The organism is Butyrivibrio sp. AE3006 (assembly GCF_000424165.1).
Classification (GTDB): domain Bacteria; phylum Bacillota; class Clostridia; order Lachnospirales; family Lachnospiraceae; genus Butyrivibrio.
In genome coordinates this window covers 88,320-103,058 of sequence record NZ_AUJJ01000002.1, presented here as the reverse complement: position 1 = coordinate 103,058, position 14,739 = coordinate 88,320, and the positions used below count along the sequence as shown (strand labels likewise).

The window sequence follows — 14,739 nt, the reverse complement described above, 5'->3', positions numbered from 1 at the left end:
CTTACCGCCTTATTTTTTCTTAAAGCATCATTCTGCCCTCGAGCAGCTCGTAATTTATATCGTACTGCGCTTTATTTGAGACTCCGTCTGCTAAAGTTATGCTTACAGATCCGTAAGCTCCTGTCATGTCCTTGTCTGAGTATACGATCTCCTTTATAGGGAAAAGCTCATCCTCACCAAAATCTTCATGGCTCTCTTTTGTGATGGTCTGTGAGATCAGTACATAATCCTCCGAGCTGTCATAGAGGTTTTTCTTATAATACTTTCCATATATAATAACAGATTTTTCACTGTCGGGATTGGTGCCGGTGCTCTTTATGATTTCAAGATCATAGAAGCCGGTATAAACAGTCATGGCAAGCTGCTTCTCTCTGCCCTGACTATCATGCCCCTTAAGGATTATTGCCTTTGCCGTTATTTCCTTTGCTTCGCCTGTTATGCCTGATGATATCTTAACCTTCTTTTCTCTGCGTATCGCCTGTGTGCTTCCATTATCAGGAAAACCGTATGCTCCAAGAGTTATTGTCACATCCGGTCTGAAAAGCCTTAGCTTGTCTGCTCTTATAATGCCGTAGTTTACAGGAAAATCTGCAAGATTAACCGCATTAAACCAGTGGCACTCAGTCTCAAGCCTGTAATTGAAGAACTGTCTTCTATATAAAACTCCGTCCTTTTCACCACCCCAGAATGTCACATTGCATCTGTCCATATCTCCCGTTGTGCCATCGGTAAGCACATACTGCATGGACTCTACATCCTCAGCAGGAGCAGACTCCCAGGGATATTTTGAATTAAAGGAAAGCTTACTGTAATTCCACATTCCGTGGATGTCGCTTCCATCCTTAACAACCTTGCCTGTTCTTAAGATTGTTGTCTTGTTTTTAGGATGATTTGAAAAGCTAAGGGCAGGGCCATCAAGGGTAGTTACTTTAACACTGTCTTTATCCCAGTCACCGTTATTTTCTTTTGCCGTCCAGAAAGGATGATCTGCTGGCAGATGCAGGCAAAGGAACGCTTTTCCAATCCAGTAAACGGACTCTGCGCAGGAATATCCCTGTACAAGAGGAGTAAACTGCCCATAAAAACCAAGGGCAGGAACCATGTTCTCCAAAAAGTCATCCCTTGTGAGGAACTGCAAAAGTGAACCCGATGAGATTCTTCTTGCTCTTCCGGGATCTGCCTTAGGGTTCTTCAGAAGGAAATTTGCATCAAGAGGACTTACTGCCGCAAAGCGGTAAATACAGCTTCTTCCCCACATCATGGTATAGCCATCCCCGTCAAAGAAGTCGGGATAGGTCTCCATCAGCTTATTTGAAGCTTCTTCAAATTTCTCAGCGATATAGGGCTCATTTTCATAGCCATACCATAGATTCCATATAGGCGCATATACATTAAATGCCCAGCAGGAATAGTAATCAAAGCTGTGGCCATCCCTAAACCAGCCATCCCTTACATAATAGGAAAGAATTGCCTGTGCATGCTCTCTCATCACATGCTCGTCGATCTCATATCCTTCCATATAAAGGAATGCCATATCCAGCATATTGAAAAGACGCCAGTTCTGAGGAACGGTTGCAGCATGGGCATAGCCTTTAAGAAAAGTTGCTATAGAATCTCTTTCTTCCTTAGAATATCTGTCCCAGATTTCTTCCTTGCAGGCCCAAAGACCTATTACCAGAGCACAGGTCTCAACAGTCTGCTGGAAACAGTTTGTGGGATCTTTACTTCCCGTTATGGCCATAAGCTCCTCATAGGTGCTCACATATTCATCACTGTCCTTAATTGTAAGCGCACGAAGAATATGCTCACTGTAGTAATCCCTGAGCTTTATTCCGCCAATCTCGATTTCAGGATTTTCATGAATAAGTACAGAGCCTATGAAAAAAGTACGGGTAAGTCCCTCGAAAATCTCAGCTCTTCTCTCAGCATCGCGCCTTCCTTCATCTGAGTTCAGGTGAGGATATGTCACCTCTGTTTCCGTTCTTGGCACAACAGGTGCATCGTCTATACTCTTTAGATTTTCAAAAAGTCCTCTTAAAAGATAGACTCCTGCATCTATCCAGTGCTTTCTTGTAACTCCCGTATAGGGGCTCAGCTCATAATCAGGCTCTTTTACCTGAAATACTTCTTTGGAATTCATGTTCAAATCTTCAGTCATAATTCTCCTCCGGGTAATCTATGCAAGCTCTAAGTCACCACAAATACTCGCCTCTTCCCAAAAGATAAAGAAGGGCTTCTATATAGTAGTAGTCACCGTAAATGATGGGGAAATGATGCTCCTTGTCATGGTAAGCCGCTGTACAGTTAATAAGAAGCTCATCATGTTCAGGATCAAAATCGCAGCGTTTCTCTGTAAGAGTCTTAAGTATTTTTATGGCTGCATCGCTGTATTTTACCCCGTGAGCGTTTTTGATCATTTCAGGAAGCTCTGAACTATCTGCACTTTCTAAAGCTTTTGAAAGCTCATCTGCAAGATGCATTAGTCCGCAGGCACCTATTGCAGCAGCTGTCGAATCCTCATAGGCAGGTTCCGCCGGTTGCAGGAAATCAACAGGGATCAGCCCGCTTTCAGGAATATGCGCTACAAAGAAATCAGCCACATTCATTGCAGTCTCAAGATATCTGAAATCACCTGTATGAATATAGCTCATTACAAAGCCATAAATTGCCCAGGTCTGACCTCTTGTCCAGGCTGTACCTTCAGCGTAGCCCTGACCTCCATGCTCTCTGACAAAACCTTCGCCGTTTAAACCAAACTCAACGATGTGTCTTGATGAACCATCCTCTCTGATAAACCAGTCCATGGCAGTGTCAGCATGTCTTACGGCTATCTGTCTGAATCTCGGATCATCCACCGTATCGCTTGCCCAATAAAGAAGCGGTAAATTCATCATACAGTCAATTATGGCGTAGCCCCTCGTATCCCTGTCATCGCCCCAGTCATTCCAGGCGCGGATAAACTCTCCTTCTACATTAAAACGACCTGCCAGATTTGCTGCAGCAAGAAGTCCTCTGTTTTTTGACTGCTCATTTCCTGTAAACCTGTAATTGGCAACAGCTGTAAGGAGCCACTTAAAGCCGCTGTCATGATCCATTCCGTTGTACTGAAGGAAATTGGCATCAAGCTTTTCCTCAATCCTCTTAGCTGCTCTCTCATATTCCTCATCACCGGTTTCCCTAAATAGCTGCCACAGCATTCCACCATAGAAACCATTGGTCCACCAGCACACGTTATCCTCTGATTTATCATCAAAAACGTGGTTTTTAGCAGTGTAAGGAAGCTTATCATAATTTCTTCCTACCACCTGCTTTTCTTTTTTAATCACCTTTGAAAGGGCATCTTCAGCCCAGGTAAGATTTCCCATTTTTGTACTCCTTCTCTAATGTAAAAAGTTCATGCCTACCTCATTGTATATTTTAAATGTTTTAAAACCTTAATGTATAGAAAAAGCTTTCACTATTATCGATTATTTTGTCCTGAGTTAATTTTGAGCGTTAGTGATTATTTATAATCTTTTCTGATAATTTTGGTTATTTTTATTCGCGTATATTGATTTTCTTTGATTGACTTTGATTATTTGTGATGCTATTCTGATTTCAGAGTATGAATATTGAATAGGGGATGATCAAAAATGCTCACAGAAGAAAGACGAAACGAAATCGTAGCTTATATAGAAAAGCATAATGCTGCTACCGTTCAGGAACTGGTTGATGCTCTTGATGCATCTGCAGCAACCATACGCAGAGATTTGTCAGTACTTCATGATGAACGCAGGATTATCAAGGTTTTCGGGGGTGCTACTTCTCTTAAGGCCAAGGATGTCAACACCGTTGAACCTACCGTTGCTGAAAAGGCAAGCCGCAACACTCAGGAAAAGGATCTGATTTCAGAGTATGCCGCATCACTCATACAGGACAACGACTTTGTCTACATTGATTCCGGTACCACTACTCTGCATCTTATCGATCACATCACCAATAAAAATGCAAAGTACATAACAAACGGAATCGTACATGCAAAGAGAATGCTTGAGCTAGGACTTTCAACCATGATAATAGGCGGACGAATCAAGCCCGTTACAGAGGCGGTTATCGGTCCTGACTGCGTGGAGGCACTTTCAAGATTCCATTTTACCAAGTCATTTATGGGCACTAACGGAATCTCCGTTCCTGCAGGTTTTACCACACCTGATGTGGACGAGGCACTGGTCAAGGCTGAGGCAATCAAGCACACCTACCTCTCCTACGTCCTGGCAGATCACACCAAGTTTGGTGTTGTAAGCTCCGTTACTTTTTCAGATCTTCGAAGCTGCTGCATCATCACCGACACTGCTCCAAGCAAAAAGTATTCTGACCAGACAATCATAAAAGCTGTCATTCAGAAATAAACTTCATTTAAAACCATAAGGAGGTTCAAATGATTTACACTGTAACTTTTAATCCGGCAATCGACTATATTGTTCGCATGGACAAGCCGCTTGATCCCGGGATGACCAACAGATCCGTATCCGAGGATTGCTTCTTTGGCGGTAAGGGAATAAATGTCTCCACTGTCCTTAAGAACCTTGGAATCGAGAATACAGCCCTTGGCTTTGCTGCTGGTTTCACCGGAGAAGCAATAGTTGAAAGCGTTGTAAAAAAAGGTATTATTGCAGACTTTATCATGCTTAAGGAAGGAATTTCCAGAATCAATGTAAAGATCAAGTCCGATGAAGAGACCGAGATCAACGCTCAGGGTCCTGCAATCAGCCAGGATGCATTGGATGAGCTTTTACTTAAGCTTGATAAGCTTGAAAAGGATGACATTCTCATTCTTGCAGGAAGTATTCCAAGCACTCTTCCGAGCAATGTCTACGAGATAATTCTTGAGAGACTTGAAAGCAAAGGCGTTATTTTCGTAGTTGATGCTACAAAGGATCTTCTTATGAATGTCCTTAAGTATAAGCCCTTCCTCATTAAGCCCAACAATCACGAGCTTGGTGAGATGTTCGGTACAGTTCTTAAAACTGACGATGAAATCGAGGAGCATGCCAAGAAGCTTCAGGCTATGGGTGCAAGAAACGTACTTATTTCCATGGCTGGTGACGGAGCAATGCTCATAACAGAAGACGGAGAAAGATTCCGCGTAGGTGTTCCAAAGGGAACAGTTAAAAACTCAGTTGGCGCAGGTGATTCAATGGTAGCAGGCTTTGTTGCAGGCTACATGAAAACAAAGGATTACCGCACAGCTCTCAATATGGGAACTGCAGCAGGCAGTGCCACTGCTTTTTCCGATGATCTCGCAACAGGCGAGCTTATCAACAGTATTTACGAAACTCTGTAGGTATTTCACCGGGTAGTTTCGTCAATATATAAGACACAGGTTATTGGGGATGACCTCAAAATTCAAATGCGCTAAGCGTAGAAAGGGAGAAAACATGAAAATCACAGATTTACTCAAAAAAGAAGGGGTAAGCCTGAATCAGACAGTTGCTGATCAGAACGCAGCAATTGACCTGATGGTGGCTCTTCATGACAAGGTAGGCAACTTAAACGACAAGGCTGCTTTCAAGGCAGCTATCGAGGCAAGAGAAGCAAAAGGCTCAACTGCGGTTGGTATGGGGATAGCCGTTCCGCACGCAAAGTCTGCTGCAGTTAAGCAGCCGGGTCTCGTAGCAATCACAGTTCCTTCAGGCGTTGATTACAAGTCACTGGACGGAAAAGAAAGCAATCTACTTTTCATGATCGCTGCACCTGAAGGCGCTGCTGACACACACCTTGAAGTTCTTTCAAAGCTTATGACCATGCTTATGGATGTAAACTTCACAAAGTCACTTGTTGAAGCAAAAACCGCAGATGAGTTCTTATCACTCATTGACAAGCAGGAAGCTGAAAGAGACAAGAAGGAAGCTGAAAAAGAAGCCGGAAAGGCTCCTGCTGCTTCAGCTGCACCTGCTAAAAAGACCTGCAACATTCTTGCAGTTACAGCATGTCCTACAGGTATCGCTCATACCTACATGGCTGCTGAAGCACTTGAGCAGAGCGCAAATGACAATGGCATTTCAATCAAGGTTGAGACTGATGGATCAGGCGGTGCCAAGAATGTTCTCACAGATGCTGAGATCAAGGCAGCTGACATCATTATCGTTGCAGCTGATAAGAATGTAGAGATGGCTCGTTTCAACGGCAAGAAGGTTATCAAGGCTTCCACAGCCGATGCAATTCATCACTCAGCCGATCTCATCAATCGTGCTATCGCAGGGGATGCTGCTGTTTATCAGCACTCAGGTCCTGTTGAAGCAGGTGCATCATTCGACAATGAGAGCGCAGGAAGAAAAGCATACAAGCACCTTATGAATGGTGTATCACACATGCTTCCCTTCGTTATCGGCGGCGGTATCCTTATAGCAATTGCATTCCTTTTGGATGACTATTCAATCGATCCCGGCAATTTCGGTTCAAATACACCTATTGCTGCATGGTTTAAGTCAATCGGCGGAACAGCATTCGGATTCATGCTTCCTATCCTTGCTGGATTCATTGCTCAGAGTATTGCTGACCGTCCTGGTCTTGCAGTCGGTTTCGTAGGTGGTGCTCTCGCTGCATCAGGCGCAACTTTTGCAGCTCCCGGCGGAAATGTTCCTTCTGCTTTCCTTGGAGCTCTTGTAGCTGGTTTTGCAGCAGGTTACCTCGTAAATGGTCTTAAGAAGATTACAGCAGGACTTCCTGCAGCCCTTGAGGGAATTAAGCCCGTTCTTATCTACCCTCTCTGCGGTATCCTCATCATTGGCCTTGTAATGTGTGCAATCAACCCTATCGTTGGTGCTCTTAACAACTGGATTTATGACATCCTCGAGGGAATGGGCACAGGATCAACACTTATCCTTGGTGCACTTCTTGGTGCAATGATGGCAACTGACATGGGTGGCCCTCTCAACAAAGCAGCTTATGCATTCGGTCTTGCTTCACTTGCAGCACAGAATGAGACAGGATTCATGATCATGGCAGCAATCATGGTTGGTGGTATGGTTCCTCCCATCGCAATTGCACTTGCAACTATCTTCTTTAAGAAAAAGTTCACAGTAGCTGAGAGAAAGTCAGGTCCCGTTAACTTCATCATGGGTCTTAGCTTTATCACAGAGGGTGCAATCCCCTTCGCAGCAGCAGATCCTCTTCACGTAATCCCTTCACTTATGGTTGGATCAGCTGTTTCAGGTGCTCTGTCAATGCTCTTTAAGTGCTCACTCAGAGCTCCTCACGGCGGAATCTTTGTATTCCCTGTAGTAGGCAACGTTGCTATGTATCTCGTAGCACTCCTTGCAGGTTCTCTTGTTGGATGCTTTATGCTTGGTATCCTCAAAAAGGATGTAGAGCAGTAAAAAGAAAGGAAAAAATATGGTATCAAAGAATATTACAGTAAAAAACGAACAGGGTATGCACATGCGTCCCGCAAGTCTTCTTTCACAGAAGGCAACACCCTTTGAAAGCAGCGTAAAAATCATGTTCAACGGAAACAGCTATGACGCAAAGAGCGTTATGTTCCTTATGAGCGCTTGCATCAAATGCGGTTCAGAGATTGAACTTGTTTGCGATGGCCCCGATGAAGAGAAAGCTCTTGCAGAGATTTCAGAGTTCATCGAATCAGGAATGGGTGACTAAGCTGAGAGCCCCTGACGAATTACCATTTGTTCTGCTATCGCACTGAGTGCGATAGCAGAACTTCACTATTATAATCATTTGGAGGCATAAAATGTATAAAGGAATTGCAGCATCACGAGGAATCGGCATTGGAAGTATCTGCCGCATAATTGAACATGATCTTTCTTTTGAGGCAAAACAGGTAACTGACACAGCTGCTGAGAAGGAACGTTTTCACAAGGCTATTGCTGACTTCGTAGAAGAAACAAATGCCATGGCTGAAGATATCAAAAAACGCATAGGTCCCAAGGAAGCTGAAATTCTCATGGGTCATGCAGTTATGATCTCCGACCCTGCCATGTCAGGCGAAATGGATAAAATGATTGACTCAGGTCAGTGCGCAGAATCAGCTCTTACCGCTGTCTGCGATATGTTCATCGGAATGTTTTCCAAAATGGACGATGACATGATGCGTCAGAGAGCTTCAGATATCTCTGATGTAAAGGTAAGCGTACTTAAAAAGCTCCTTGGCATCGAGGACATCGATATAAGCAAGGTATCACCCGGAACTGTGCTTGTATGTAAGGATCTGACACCTTCCATGACATCACAGATAGTAAAAGAGAATGTAACAGGAATCATCACAGAAATCGGTGGCAAAACATCTCACTCTGCCATCCTCGCCAGGGCTCTTGAAATCCCTGCTGTCCTCTCCGTTCCCGGAATCGTGGACGAGGTTAAGGACAAGGATACAGCCATAATCGATGGCACAGAGGGCGATGTTTACATCAATCCCGACGGTGATATTCTGTCAAAATATATGTTAAAGCGCGAGGAGTTCATCAAAAAGCAGGCTGAACTTAAGACCTTTGTAGGCAAAGAAACCGTAAATGCAGATGGTACAAAGCTTGATCTTTTCTGCAACATAGGAACACCCAAGGATGCCAAAAAAGCTATGGAATGCGACGGCGAAGGTATCGGTCTTTTCCGCTCAGAATTCCTTTTTATGGACAATACACACCTTCCTACAGAGGACGAGCAGTTTGAAGCCTATAAAGAGGCTGTAGAGACCATGGAGGGCAAAACAGTCATTATAAGAACTCTGGATATCGGCGGTGATAAGGATATCCCTTATCTTGGACTTGAGAAGGAGGAAAATCCTTTCCTTGGTTACAGAGCTGTTAGATATTGCCTTGGCAATTCCGATATGTACAGAACTCAGCTCCGTGCCATTACAAGGGCAAGTGCCTTTGGTAAGGTTAAGATCATGATTCCTCTTGTAACCACAGTGGATGAAGTAAGAAGCGTAAAGAACCTTGTAGCTGAGATTAAGGACGAGCTCAAAAATGAAGGAATCGCTTTTGATAATGACATAGAAGTAGGCTGCATGATTGAGACTGCATCAGCATCACTTATAGCTGATCTTCTTGCAAAGGAAGCCGCATTCTTCTCAATCGGCACAAATGACCTCACACAGTACACCATGAGCGTAGACAGAGGAAATCCCAAGGTCGCATACCTCTATTCCTCTTTCCAACCCTCAGTATTAAGATCAATTAAGCACATTATAGAGTGTGCTAATGAAGCAGGAATTCCTGTTGGAATGTGCGGAGAAGCCGCAGCAGATCCTCTTATGATTCCTCTTCTTATGTCCTTTGGTCTTGATGAATACAGCGTAAATCCTGTGCTTGTTCTCACAGCCCGCTGCATCATCTCCAAATGGTCCAAGGAGGAAGCAGATGCCCTCACAGCCAAAGTCATGGCTATGGACACCGAGGAAGAGATCGTAGCAGCCCTTAAAGAGGCAGCAAAAGAATAATATACTATTAAAGGGTAGGTAGCGTCTCCTCCGCTGCTTACCCTTTTCAATTGGATTTTTAATGAAATATGCGCCATTAGGCGCAAAAAAGCCCGTACGAACTAATTCGTACGGGCAATTATTTTAACATTTAATACCTGCTATCAGGCATTCTGAATGCTTTTTAACATCTCAATAGCTGTTCTACCCTCAGCGACTGTAATCGTGGTAGTATTGCTATCATACTTACCAAGTAATCTGCTACGCATCTCCTCGGGGTGATTGTACAGCTGGTCCATGATGCGATCAAAAGCTTTTTTCCATTCCATAATTCTCTCCTTGCTAATCTGAAGGTCCCCGCCATCAGATCTTGAAACACGCGTCAGTATCTCCTCCCAATAAAGATATCGCTTTTTTCAAGTGCAGTGTTTATATTAAAGCAAGAAAAGGCTTAAATCAAGGGAAAAAGATTAAGAAAATCTTAAAATTCTGTGATTTATCTATGTTGTACAACATCTAGTGTAAGCCCTGTTTTTCTCTATACTAAATGCACTATTGAAAAAATTTTGTTTCTTCCGGATGACGCCAAAATGGAGAAAAATTTTATGATTTTGGTTAAAATGCTTCTTCTAAATTTCGCATCAATGTATTCAAAATTTCATCAACCAAATTTATTTTTCTTTTGCTCCAAAGGTCTTAACCAGCAACAGACAAACTACCATAAGCGCAATTGAAACAGGCAGGCATACAAGCCAGTTCCTTACCCAACCTGCAATCACATAAGCAACTACTGAAACTGCTGCAGCTGTGATAGCGTAAGGGAGCTGAGTTGATACGTGCTTGATGTGATTACACTGTGCACCTGCACTGGCCATGATGGTGGTATCAGAAATAGGTGAGCAGTGATCTCCGCAAACAGCACCTGCCATGCAGGCAGAGATAGCGATGATCATAAGCTCATTGTTCATATCTGATCCAAATACCTTGGCAACTATAGGAATAAGAATACCAAAGGTTCCCCAGGATGTACCTGTTGCAAATGCAAGGAAAGCACCGATAATGAACACGATTGCGGGAAGCAGACTCATAAGCGCGTTATTGTCTGCAATATTAGCCACAAGACCGCCTACATAATCTGCTGCGCCAAGGGAATCTGTCATTGATTTAAGTGTCCATGCAAAGGTAAGAATAAGGATTGCAGGCACCATGCTCTTAAAGCCCTCAGGAATAGCATTCATGCACTCATTAAAGCTAAGAACCTTTGTAGCCACCATAAATATAACTGTTACAACCAAAGCCACTACAGAGCCATATACGAGGCCTACAGAGGCATCTGAATTTGCAAAGGCATCTACAAAGCTTTCGCCTTCAAAGAATCCACCTGTGTAGATCATTCCTATTACGCAGAAAAGAATAAGTGAAATGATAGGCAGTACAAGGTGTATAACCTTACCTTTTCCAGAAACAGGAGGATTAGGCTGATCCTCAGCACCTGTCATACTTGAATGACCTGTCACCTCATCTACCTTAGCTGACTTTGAGCTCTTCATGGCATCTTCTGCTTTTCTCATGGGGCCATAATCAAGACCCGTGAAGGTCAGTGTCAGCATCATTACGATAGTAAGAAGTGCATAGAAGTTATAAGGGATAGCTCTTACGAAAAGTGTAAGACCATTAGCTCCGTCAACAAAGCCTGTTACAGCAGCAGCCCATGAAGATATGGGAGCGATGATACAAACAGGAGCAGCTGTGGCATCAATAAGGTATGCCAGCTTTTCTCTTGATATCTTATGTTTGTCGGTAACCGGCCTCATAACAGAACCTACTGTAAGGCAGTTAAAATAGTCATCTATGAAAATAAGGCATCCAAGAACAATTGTCGCAACCTGCGCACCTGCCTTGGTCTTAACATGCTCTACTGCCCATCTTCCAAAAGCAGCAGAACCACCCGCTCTGTTCATGAGCATGACCATACTTCCCAAAATAACCAGGAATATCAGAATACCTACATTCCAGCTGTCAGAAAGCTGTCCAATCATGCCATCAACAAAAACATGCTGCATAGTTCCTGTGAAGCTAAAATTAGTGTAGAGAAGCCCTCCCACAACAATTCCGATAAACAGGGATGAATAGACCTCTTTTGTGATCAGCGCCAGAGCTATCGCGATAATAGCCGGAACCAGTGCCCAAAAACTGTTAGCAAACATAGAATTCCCCTCCTAAACTTTTTTCTTATTAAAGGAATACCGCACCAGGTAGTACTGATGCGGTATTAGTTTTAAACATTATACTATATTACGTTAAAGTAATAAACTAAATTCTAATTTAGTCAGATTTGTAATTCAAGACTCGCAAGCGAGTCTTGAGCGCCGGATTCGGGTCTGCAATGGCAGACATATTCCTATCCGAATCCGTGCGCATCCTTGCGGAGCATGTAACTTAGTTGGAGTTAGATCTCCAACTAAGTTACACAATACCCTGAGCCTTCATAGCCTCTGCAACCTTAAGGAAGCCTGCGATGTTAGCACCTGCAACATAGTTGCCTTCCATGCCGTACTTTCTGGCAGCATCATCAATGTTGTGATAGATGTTAACCATGATCTGCTGAAGCTTAGCGTCTACTTCTTCGAAGGACCAGCTAAGTCTCTCAGAGTTCTGGCTCATCTCAAGAGCTGATGTAGCAACACCACCTGCGTTTGCAGCCTTACCACCTACGAACATAACCTTGTTAGCCTGTAAGTACTCTGTAGCCTCGATTGTTGTAGGCATGTTAGCACCTTCACATACAGCCTGAACGCCGTTAGCAACGAGCTGCTTAGCATCCTCAAGATCAAGCTCGTTCTGAGTTGCGCAAGGAAGAGCAACATCACACTTGATGCTCCATACGCCTCTGCCCTCATGGTATTCAGCTGACTTTCTAGCTGCTGCATACTCTGTAAGACGTGCTCTCTTAACTTCCTTAACCTCTTTAAGAAGTGCAACATCGATTCCTTCGGGATCATAGATCCAACCTGTAGAATCAGAACATGTAACAGGCTTTGCACCAAGCTGCTGAGCCTTCTCGATAGCGTAGATAGCAACGTTACCTGCACCTGAAACAACTACTGTCTTGCCCTTAATGTCAGAGCCGTTGCACTTAAGAAGCTCCTGTGTAAGGTAAAGAAGACCATATCCTGTAGCCTGTGTACGAGCAAGTGATCCACCGTATGTAAGACCCTTTCCTGTAAGAACGCCTTCATATGAATCACGGATTCTCTTGTACTGACCAAACATATAACCAATCTCACGTCCGCCTACACCGATATCACCTGCAGGTACATCAGTATCAGCACCGATGTGTCTGTAAAGCTCATTCATGAAGCTCTGGCAGAATGCCATTACTTCTCTGTCAGACTTGCCCTTAGGATCGAAGTCTGAACCACCCTTACCACCGCCGATAGGAAGGCTTGTAAGTGAGTTCTTGAAGATCTGCTCGAAGCCAAGGAACTTGATGATACCAAGGTTTACTGAAGGATGGAAACGCAGTCCTCCCTTGTAAGGTCCGATTGCTGAGTTAAACTGTACACGGAAACCGTTGTTAACCTGTACCTGTCCCTTATCATCTACCCAAGGAACTCTGAAAAGGATCTGTCTCTCAGGTGTTACAAGTCTCTCAAGAAGAGCGTCTTTTCTGTACTCCTCCTCGTTAGCCTCGATAACAACTCTAAGTGAATCAAGTACCTCCTTAACTGCCTGGTGGAATTCCGGCTGAGCGGGATTCTTCTCTACTACATAGTTGTAGACTTCATCAACGTAAGACATTTTTCTTTCCTCCTGTTTTTAAAAAAAGTGTACAAATAGGATTATGCTTGCAGAATCCTCGCGCGCGAGCAGAATTGCGAAGCAATTATCTTCGTTTCTGCGAGCTGCGCATCCTGCGGAGCACTTTTTTATTACCCAAAATTATTTTTGGGTAATAAAAAAGAGCGTAAAGATATAAAGGTCTTTACGCTCCCTTGCGCAGACACCACTGTCTGTCAAGTATTATTCCACATACCTCAAAAATCGTCAAGCACTTTATTGCTTTAAATCGAAAAAATTTTATTCTTCAGACTTTTCCTCTGCTTCGTCACCGGAGTTTTCGGTGTTCTCAGCCTCTGCAACTACTTCATCAGAATTATCTGTAACGCCTTCTCTTTCTGCTTCGTCATTGGAATCATTTTCTACTGAGCTGTCCTCAGACACTTCCTCAGAGAGATTCTCTGTTACTTCATCAATGATCTCTTCGACTGTTTCAGCAGTTTCTGCCGTGTCATTACTCTCTGATGTCTCGGTCTGATCTTCATCAAGATTATCATCATCCTGAGGGAATTTAACGTCTATCTGCTCTCTGATGAAATCCATCATCTTCATGATCTCAAGAGACTGAGCCTTAGGCATCTCAGGGCATTCCTTCCAATTCTCGTTAAGAGAATTGATAGCAGACATAACCTCATACTCATAGCCGGTTATCTGCTTCTCCTTCTTGTAGTAGCCCTCTTTAATACCGGCGTTGTTATATACCGTAATGCTCTCAAAATTATTGATATTCTCAACCTCGATATGACCATTAGTACCAAAGATGAAGCCCTTACCGCTTCCGCAGGAAATAGCTGAGCATGTAATAACGGCAATCTGACCGTCTCTGTAGCTGAGAGTAATGCTATCCTGCATATCCATGCCACCGTCACCCTTCTTGGAAACTGCGGAGATATTAACAACATCATTACCCAAAACCATGGATGCGAAATTCAGTCCATAGACACCCAGATCAAGAAGTGCACCGCCACCAAGGGAAGCATCGGTTATTCTCTGCTTCCATGCAATATTATAACTAAGGTCGGCAGTAACCATCATTATATCGCCGATCTTATTGCTGGAGAGAATCTCCTTAAGCTTACCCGCAAGAGGTATAAATCTTGTCCACATAGCTTCAGCAAGGAACAGATCCTTCTCAGCTGCCATTTTAAACATCTCAGCTGCCTGCTTCTCATTTAATGCAAAAGCCTTCTCACAAAGAACAGGCTTGCCATATTCAAGAGCAAGACAGGTATTCTCAAAATGAGCAGAATGGGGCGTAGCTACATATATGAGATCCACCTTGGAATCCATGCACATCTCCTGATATGAGCCATAGGCACGCTTCACCTTGTTTTCCTTGGCAAAAGCCTCTGCCTTCTCATATGTCCTTGATGCTACCGCATAGCAGGTTACTCCCTTCATTCCCTTGAGAGTCCTTGCCATAGTTCCGGCAATACTACCGGTGCCCATTATACCTACTCTTTTTGAATTAAACATACAGCTCC

General features: G+C 43.6%; 11 protein-coding genes. 5 read left to right on the top strand and 6 right to left on the bottom strand.

Annotation, left to right across the window (positions count from 1 at the left end; translation table 11 throughout):
- Positions 1 to 19: 19 nt before the first annotated feature.
- Together G603_RS0102215 and G603_RS0102210 are read right to left on the bottom strand one after the other, a co-directional pair.
- Positions 20 to 2,158, bottom strand: a complete 2,139-nt coding sequence (locus G603_RS0102215; protein ID WP_242834825.1) for a DUF2264 domain-containing protein — start codon at positions 2,156 to 2,158, stop codon at positions 20 to 22.
- 34 nt (positions 2,159 to 2,192) lie between these two features.
- Positions 2,193 to 3,365 (bottom strand): glycoside hydrolase family 88 protein, encoded by a 1,173-nt coding sequence (locus G603_RS0102210; RefSeq protein WP_026524119.1) that lies wholly within the window; start codon positions 3,363 to 3,365, stop codon positions 2,193 to 2,195.
- Between the two features lie 267 nt (positions 3,366 to 3,632).
- Between G603_RS0102210 and G603_RS0102205 the strand changes: the two genes are divergently transcribed.
- The 5 genes from G603_RS0102205 (at position 3,633) to ptsP (ending at position 9,436) form a co-directional block, all read left to right on the top strand.
- Positions 3,633 to 4,388 (top strand): DeoR/GlpR family DNA-binding transcription regulator, encoded by a 756-nt coding sequence (locus G603_RS0102205; RefSeq protein ID WP_026524120.1) that lies wholly within the window; start codon positions 3,633 to 3,635, stop codon positions 4,386 to 4,388.
- A gap of 29 nt (positions 4,389 to 4,417) precedes the next feature.
- On the top strand, positions 4,418 to 5,323 hold the full coding sequence (gene pfkB, locus G603_RS0102200; protein ID WP_026524121.1) for a 1-phosphofructokinase: 906 nt from the start codon (positions 4,418 to 4,420) through the stop codon (positions 5,321 to 5,323).
- Positions 5,324 to 5,417: 94 nt separating this feature from the next.
- Entirely contained in the window at positions 5,418 to 7,358 is a 1,941-nt protein-coding gene (locus tag G603_RS0102195; protein WP_026669177.1) for a PTS fructose transporter subunit IIABC, read from the top strand.
- A gap of 16 nt (positions 7,359 to 7,374) precedes the next feature.
- The gene (locus G603_RS0102190; RefSeq protein WP_026524123.1) at positions 7,375 to 7,638 is read left to right on the top strand and encodes an HPr family phosphocarrier protein; all 264 of its coding nucleotides are present in this window, start codon (positions 7,375 to 7,377) and stop codon (positions 7,636 to 7,638) included.
- A gap of 91 nt (positions 7,639 to 7,729) precedes the next feature.
- Complete coding sequence (ptsP, locus tag G603_RS0102185) at positions 7,730 to 9,436, top strand: phosphoenolpyruvate--protein phosphotransferase (RefSeq protein WP_026669176.1); 1,707 nt, start codon at positions 7,730 to 7,732, stop codon at positions 9,434 to 9,436.
- A 143-nt stretch (positions 9,437 to 9,579) separates the two neighbouring features.
- Here ptsP and G603_RS22220 read toward each other — a convergent pair whose 3' ends face one another.
- The 4 genes from G603_RS22220 to G603_RS18930 form a co-directional block, all read right to left on the bottom strand.
- Complete coding sequence (locus tag G603_RS22220) at positions 9,580 to 9,744, bottom strand: hypothetical protein (protein WP_155830974.1); 165 nt, start codon at positions 9,742 to 9,744, stop codon at positions 9,580 to 9,582.
- 342 nt (positions 9,745 to 10,086) lie between these two features.
- Positions 10,087 to 11,622 carry a Na+/H+ antiporter NhaC family protein gene (locus G603_RS18935; RefSeq protein WP_035791717.1) on the bottom strand — a complete coding sequence of 512 codons (1,536 nt, stop codon included), beginning with the start codon at positions 11,620 to 11,622 and terminating at the stop codon, positions 10,087 to 10,089.
- A 259-nt stretch (positions 11,623 to 11,881) separates the two neighbouring features.
- The gene (gene gdhA / locus G603_RS0102170; RefSeq protein WP_026524125.1) at positions 11,882 to 13,216 is read right to left on the bottom strand and encodes an NADP-specific glutamate dehydrogenase; all 1,335 of its coding nucleotides are present in this window, start codon (positions 13,214 to 13,216) and stop codon (positions 11,882 to 11,884) included.
- 279 nt (positions 13,217 to 13,495) lie between these two features.
- Positions 13,496 to 14,731: a Gfo/Idh/MocA family protein gene (locus G603_RS18930; protein ID WP_081669791.1), complete on the bottom strand. Its 1,236-nt coding sequence runs from the start codon at positions 14,729 to 14,731 to the stop codon at positions 13,496 to 13,498.
- Positions 14,732 to 14,739 lie beyond the last annotated feature (8 nt).

Excerpts from the sequence above, each read along its gene's own strand:
- G603_RS18935 (WP_035791717.1), bottom strand. The coding sequence starts at position 11,622 with ATGTTTGCTAACAGTTTTTGGGCACTGGTTCCGGCTATTATCGCGATA.
- gdhA (WP_026524125.1), bottom strand. The coding sequence starts at position 13,216 with ATGTCTTACGTTGATGAAGTCTACAACTATGTAGTAGAGAAGAATCCC.
- G603_RS0102195 (WP_026669177.1), top strand. The coding sequence starts at position 5,418 with ATGAAAATCACAGATTTACTCAAAAAAGAAGGGGTAAGCCTGAATCAG.
- G603_RS18930 (WP_081669791.1), bottom strand. The coding sequence starts at position 14,731 with ATGTTTAATTCAAAAAGAGTAGGTATAATGGGCACCGGTAGTATTGCC.
- G603_RS22220 (WP_155830974.1), bottom strand. The coding sequence starts at position 9,744 with ATGGAATGGAAAAAAGCTTTTGATCGCATCATGGACCAGCTGTACAAT.
- G603_RS0102215 (WP_242834825.1), bottom strand. The coding sequence starts at position 2,158 with ATGACTGAAGATTTGAACATGAATTCCAAAGAAGTATTTCAGGTAAAA.
- G603_RS0102210 (WP_026524119.1), bottom strand. The coding sequence starts at position 3,365 with ATGGGAAATCTTACCTGGGCTGAAGATGCCCTTTCAAAGGTGATTAAA.
- G603_RS0102190 (WP_026524123.1), top strand. The coding sequence starts at position 7,375 with ATGGTATCAAAGAATATTACAGTAAAAAACGAACAGGGTATGCACATG.
- G603_RS0102205 (WP_026524120.1), top strand. The coding sequence starts at position 3,633 with ATGCTCACAGAAGAAAGACGAAACGAAATCGTAGCTTATATAGAAAAG.
- pfkB (WP_026524121.1), top strand. The coding sequence starts at position 4,418 with ATGATTTACACTGTAACTTTTAATCCGGCAATCGACTATATTGTTCGC.
- ptsP (WP_026669176.1), top strand. The coding sequence starts at position 7,730 with ATGTATAAAGGAATTGCAGCATCACGAGGAATCGGCATTGGAAGTATC.